The following is a 4,882-nucleotide window of genomic DNA, read 5'->3' on the forward strand; positions in this document are numbered from 1 at the left end:
CTGGAGAAGATTTCCGACGCCATGGCGGACCAGGACGTCGCCGCGGATGTGCGCGCCGTCCTGGACGAAACCAAGGAACTGCTGGTGGCCAAGCATGGCTTCAACCGCGACGAGCAGGAAGCCTACGTGCAGAAGATCCTCGGCCGCTTCTCCAACCCGCACCTCCCGGATACCGTGAACCGGGTAGGGCGGGCACCGCTGCGCAAGCTCGGCCGRCACGAGCGCTTTATCGGTCCTGCGGCGGAACTGGCCGAGCGCGGGATCGTCCCCGAGGCACTCCTCGGCGCGATCGCGGCCGCTCTGCGCTTCAACGACCCTGCCGACGCCGAGGCCGTTGAGCTGGCGCAGCTCCTGAACTCCTCCACCCCGGAGGATGCCACGGCGCAGATCACCGGCCTGGACGCCGGGCACCCGCTGTTCCCGGCCGTCTGCGGGCTCGTCGAGGAGGCGAAGGCCGCCGTCTAGCCATACCTGCTGCACCGCAACGACAAACCCTCCCCCGCAGCATGCGGGGGAGGGTTCGTCGTGCCAGCGCCGGCGCCTCAGCGCCGGCGTGTCAGGAGCGGCCGGCCAGGGCGGTTTCGCCGTCGGCCAGAGCGGTTTCCCTGTTGGCCATCGCCTTCCACTCCGTGACCCGTGCCTGGTGCAGCGGCGAACGGCGGACGACGGCGTAGGCACCGCCAAGGATCGCGAACCAGAGCGGGGTGACCAGCAGGGCAATGAGGGTGTCCGGCTGCGTGGTCAGCGCCCAGACCAGGAACGCGAAGAATGCGAACACCACCCAGACCATCGGAATGCCGCCGGGCATCTTGAACGTCGAGGCCTTGTGCAGCGCCGGACGGCGCTTCCGGAATACCAGGTAGCTGGCCAGGATGATGCTCCAGACAAACATGAAGCAGACGGCGGACACCGTGGTGACCATGTCGAACGCCACGCCCACGTCCTTGCCCGCGTAGAGCAGGGCGACGCCGGCGAGCAGCAGCACGCAGGACAGGAACARGGCGTTCTGCGGGACCTTGCGGCTGGACAGCCGGCCGAAGAGCTTGGGCGCGTCGCCGTCGTTGGCCAGCCCGTACACCATTCGGGAAGTCGAATAGATGCCCGAGTTGGCCGAGGACATGGCAGAGGTCAGCACCACCAGGTTCACCACCGTGGCCGCCATGCCGAGGCCGGCGAGGGAGAACATCGCGATGAAAGGACTCTGGCCGGCCTTGAAGCCGGTCCACGGCGTGACCGACATCAGGATGATGAGGGCGCCCACGTAGAACAGCATGACGCGCAGCGGGATCGCGTTGATGGCGCGCGGCAGGTTGTGCTCCGGGTTCTTGGTTTCGGCGGCGGCGGTGCCGACCAGCTCGATGCCCACAAACGCGAACACGGCAATCTGGAAGCCGGCCACGAAACCCATGAATTCCTTGGGGAAGAAGCCGCCGTGGCTCCACAGGTTGCTGAAGCTTGCGGTGCCGACGTTCGACTGGAAGCCGGTGAAGATCATGACCAGGCCGACCACGATCAGCGCCACGATGGCGACAATCTTGATCAGGGCGAACCAGAACTCGGTCTCGCCGAACGCCTTGACGGTCGGGAGGTTCAGCAGCAGCAGGATGACGATGGTCGCGACCCCGGGGACCCACAGCTGGACGCCCGGCCAGAGCTCCTCGGCGTAGCCGGCGATCGCAATCACGTCCGCCACGCCGGTGACCACCCAGCAGAACCAGTAGGTCCAGCCGGTGAARAAGCCGGCCCAMGGGCCCAGCAGRTCGCCGGCGAAGTCGCTGAAGGACTTGTAATTCAGGTTGGACAGCAGCAGCTGGCCCATGGCGCGCATCACGAAGAACAGCATGAAGCCGATGATCATGTACACGAAGATCACGGACGGTCCGGCCACCGAGATGGTCTTGCCGGAGCCCATGAAGAGGCCGGTGCCTATCGCCCCGCCGATGGCCAGCAGCTGGATGTGCCGGTTGCTCAACGAGCGGGCTAGATGGGGCTCGGAGTCGCGGCTGGAGACAGTTCTCTGCTCCGCGGTTGTCTGTTCGGGCATTTCAACAATCCTTAGTGTTGTCCGCCGCGGTCAAGTGACGGCGGTTACAAATCAGCCTTTCAAAGGTACATGCTGAGGGGTCGGGGTACATTGTCGGACAATCCGCCCGCCGTCATGGCAGGCTGGACATGTGACTTCCAACACGACCGGCCGGTCCGCCCTGCTAACATTCGGCGTCGACGACGGGACGGTCCGGCTGCGCTCCGCGGTCCGGCGGGACCTGCCCGACATTCTCGCCCTGCTCGCCGAGGACCAGCTGGGCTCCGAGCGGGAGGGAGCCGGCGCGGCTCGTGGCGCGCGCAGCTCGAATCCGTGCGGGTAGCCCGCGAACTGCGCGGTCAAGGCGTTGGGGCCGCCATGGTGCGGTGGGCGCTCGCGGAATCGCGGCGCCGGGACTGTTCACTGGTGCAGCTCACCACCGACAAGTCGCGGACGGCTGCACATCGCTTCTACGAACGGCTGGGGTTCGCCGCCAGCCACGAGGGCATGAAACTGAGGCTGTAGGCGCTGGATTCGGCCCCGGCTGGCTATTAGGGTGCCTAACTGTTAGGCTTCCTAACTATGAACGATCAACCGCTGCCGGATCCCGACCTGCTCGAGCTGTCCGGGGATTTCCGCGAGGCCCTGCGTCACAGCATTTATCTGGTCCGGCGGTTGGACGCCGAGGGAGAGCTCAGCGCCGCGCAGCTCAGCACGCTGAAGATGCTGCTGGACGCGGTCGACGACGGCGTTCGCGTGGGCGAGATTGCCCGGAATCTCGGCGTCAAGGTGCCCAGTGCCACCGAGCAGATCATCAAGCTCGAACGGGCCGGCCTGGTCCGGCGGGAGGCCGACCCTGCCGACTCCCGGGCCGTCCGGGTGAAGCTCACCGCCGAGGGTCACGCCGCCGTCGAATCCGCTAACACGCGCCGGAACGCGGTGATGGCAGGGATCCTGGGATCACTGACGGACCGGGAACGCCAGGCGCTCGCGGCCGCCCTCCCGGTGATCGGCCGGATCAACGAGTCGCTGCAGCCCTGACAACCCCAGCCTGCCTCGAACCACGGCAGAACGAACCACAGCAAGACCAACCACGACATTAGGAGTGCCCTCCATGGATGGCCAGCTCACGGCCCCCGCGCCGGAAGCAGCATCAACCCTCGAAGCCGAAAAGGCTTCGCTGCTCAGGCAGCCCAAGGCGGTCTGGGCGACGGCCCTGGCGGCGGTGTTCGCGTTCATGGGGATCGGCCTGGTGGACCCCATCCTGCCGGCCATTGCCAAGAACCTCGACGCCAGCCCCAGCCAGGTGTCCTTGCTGTTTACCAGCTACTTCCTGGTTACCGCGATCGCCATGCTGATCACCGGCTTCGTTTCGTCCCGGATCGGCGGCAAGCGCACGCTGCTGGTCGGTCTCGCCATAATCGTCGTGTTCGCCTCGCTCGCCGGCATCTCCGGCAACGTGAGCGAACTGGTCGGCTTCCGCGCCGGCTGGGGGCTGGGCAACGCACTGTTCGTGGCCACCGCGCTGGCGGTGATCGTGGGCGTCGCCAGCGGCGGCGCCGGAACCGCCATCATCCTGTACGAGGCCGCGCTGGGCCTGGGCATCTCGCTCGGCCCGCTGCTCGGCGCCCTGCTGGGCGGCTGGCAGTGGCGTGCCCCGTTCTTCGGCACCGCGGTCCTGATGGCAGCGGCTCTGATCGCCCTGCTCGCCCTGCTGCCTAAAACCCCGCGGCCGGAACGCAAGGTCCGGCTCCGGGACCCGCTGCTGGCCCTGGGCCACCGGGGGCTGCGGACCACGGCGGCCAGCGGGCTGTTCTACAACTACGGCTTCTTCACCATCCTCGCCTTCACGCCGTTCATCCTCGGCATGGATGCCTACGGAATCGGCGGCGTGTTCTTCGGCTGGGGCGTGGCCGTGGCCGTGTTCTCGGTGTTCGTGGCCCCGGTCCTGCAACGGCGTTTCGGAGCCGTCCGGGCACTCGCGGGCACCCTGGCGCTGCTGCTCCTGGACCTGGCCGGTCTGGGACTGGCCGCGGGGCACTCGGTGCCCGCCGTCGTCGTCCTGGTGGTGGCTTCCGGCGCGCTGCTGGGGATCAACAACACGATCTACACCGAGCTGGCCATGGGCGTTTCGGATTCGCCCCGGCCGGTCGCGTCCGCCGGCTACAACTTCGTGCGCTGGATGGGCGGCGCCCTGGCGCCCTTCGCGGCGGCGCAACTGGGCGAACACTTCGGCCCGCAGGTGCCGTTCTTCGCCGCAGCCGCGGCGCTGGCGGTCGCCATCGCCGTGGTCCTGGGCGGCCGCCGGTACCTGGTCGCGCACGAACCGCACCTGGTCTGAGCCTCCGGCCCGCGGTGCCTACGCCCGCGGTGCCTACGCCCGCGGTGCCCCCGAACGGGGCGCCGCGGGCGTTACTTTTTCTTGGCCGAGCCCTTCGGCACAAAAAGCGTCTCTGCCTGCTCGAGCGCCATGCCGTTGGTTTCCGGCACCTTGAACATCACAAAGAAGAACGACGCCGCAGCGAACGCGGCGTACATGGCGTAGGTCAGCGGCAGGGACGCCGCCGCCATCACCGGGAAGCTCAACGTGATGGCAAAGTTGGCGATCCACTGGGCGGCCGCCGCCAGACCCAGGGCGCGGGCGCGGATGCGGGACGGGAAGATCTCGCCCAGCAGCACCCACACCAGCGGACCCCAGGAGGCGCCGAAGCTGATGACGAAGACGTTGGCGGCCACCAGGGCGGCCGGGCCCCAGGCGCCGGGAAGCGTGATGTCGCTGCCGGAACCGGTGGCCGAGCTGAACGCGACCGCCATCGTCGCCAGCGAGACGGCCATGCCGATGGAGCCGGTCAGCAGGAT

At 67.9% G+C, this 4,882-nt stretch carries 6 protein-coding genes and 1 pseudogene; 5 read left to right on the forward strand and 2 right to left on the reverse strand.

Features of this window, described 5'->3' with window-relative positions:
* Positions 1 to 465, forward strand: a pseudogene (locus AB4Y86_RS12110) (mannitol-1-phosphate 5-dehydrogenase); the annotation flags it as partial.
* 91 nt (positions 466 to 556) lie between these two features.
* On the opposite strand, the gene AB4Y86_RS12115 reads toward AB4Y86_RS12110, so the two are convergent.
* The gene (locus AB4Y86_RS12115; RefSeq protein ID WP_441402474.1) at positions 557 to 2,044 is read right to left on the reverse strand and encodes an amino acid permease; all 1,488 of its coding nucleotides are present in this window, start codon (positions 2,042 to 2,044) and stop codon (positions 557 to 559) included.
* A gap of 130 nt (positions 2,045 to 2,174) precedes the next feature.
* Between AB4Y86_RS12115 and AB4Y86_RS12120 the strand changes: the two genes are divergently transcribed.
* The 4 genes from AB4Y86_RS12120 (at position 2,175) to AB4Y86_RS12135 (ending at position 4,364) form a co-directional block, all read left to right on the forward strand.
* On the forward strand, positions 2,175 to 2,366 hold the full coding sequence (locus AB4Y86_RS12120) for a hypothetical protein (RefSeq protein WP_441402475.1): 192 nt from the start codon (positions 2,175 to 2,177) through the stop codon (positions 2,364 to 2,366).
* Positions 2,357 to 2,548 carry a GNAT family N-acetyltransferase gene (locus tag AB4Y86_RS12125; protein ID WP_441402476.1) on the forward strand — a complete coding sequence of 64 codons (192 nt, stop codon included), beginning with the start codon at positions 2,357 to 2,359 and terminating at the stop codon, positions 2,546 to 2,548. Before AB4Y86_RS12120 ends, AB4Y86_RS12125 begins: the two co-directional genes overlap by 10 nt.
* A gap of 57 nt (positions 2,549 to 2,605) precedes the next feature.
* The gene (locus AB4Y86_RS12130) at positions 2,606 to 3,064 is read left to right on the forward strand and encodes a MarR family winged helix-turn-helix transcriptional regulator (protein ID WP_441402477.1); all 459 of its coding nucleotides are present in this window, start codon (positions 2,606 to 2,608) and stop codon (positions 3,062 to 3,064) included.
* A gap of 73 nt (positions 3,065 to 3,137) precedes the next feature.
* Positions 3,138 to 4,364, forward strand: a complete 1,227-nt coding sequence (locus tag AB4Y86_RS12135; protein ID WP_441402478.1) for an MFS transporter — start codon at positions 3,138 to 3,140, stop codon at positions 4,362 to 4,364.
* A gap of 71 nt (positions 4,365 to 4,435) precedes the next feature.
* Here the strand turns inward: AB4Y86_RS12135 and AB4Y86_RS12140 are convergent.
* On the reverse strand, positions 4,436 to 4,882 hold a 447-nt coding region (locus AB4Y86_RS12140), incomplete at its 5' end, for an MFS transporter (protein WP_441402479.1).

Source organism: Arthrobacter sp. 2YAF22_2, from assembly GCF_052114645.1.
Lineage (GTDB): Bacteria > Actinomycetota > Actinomycetes > Actinomycetales > Micrococcaceae > Arthrobacter.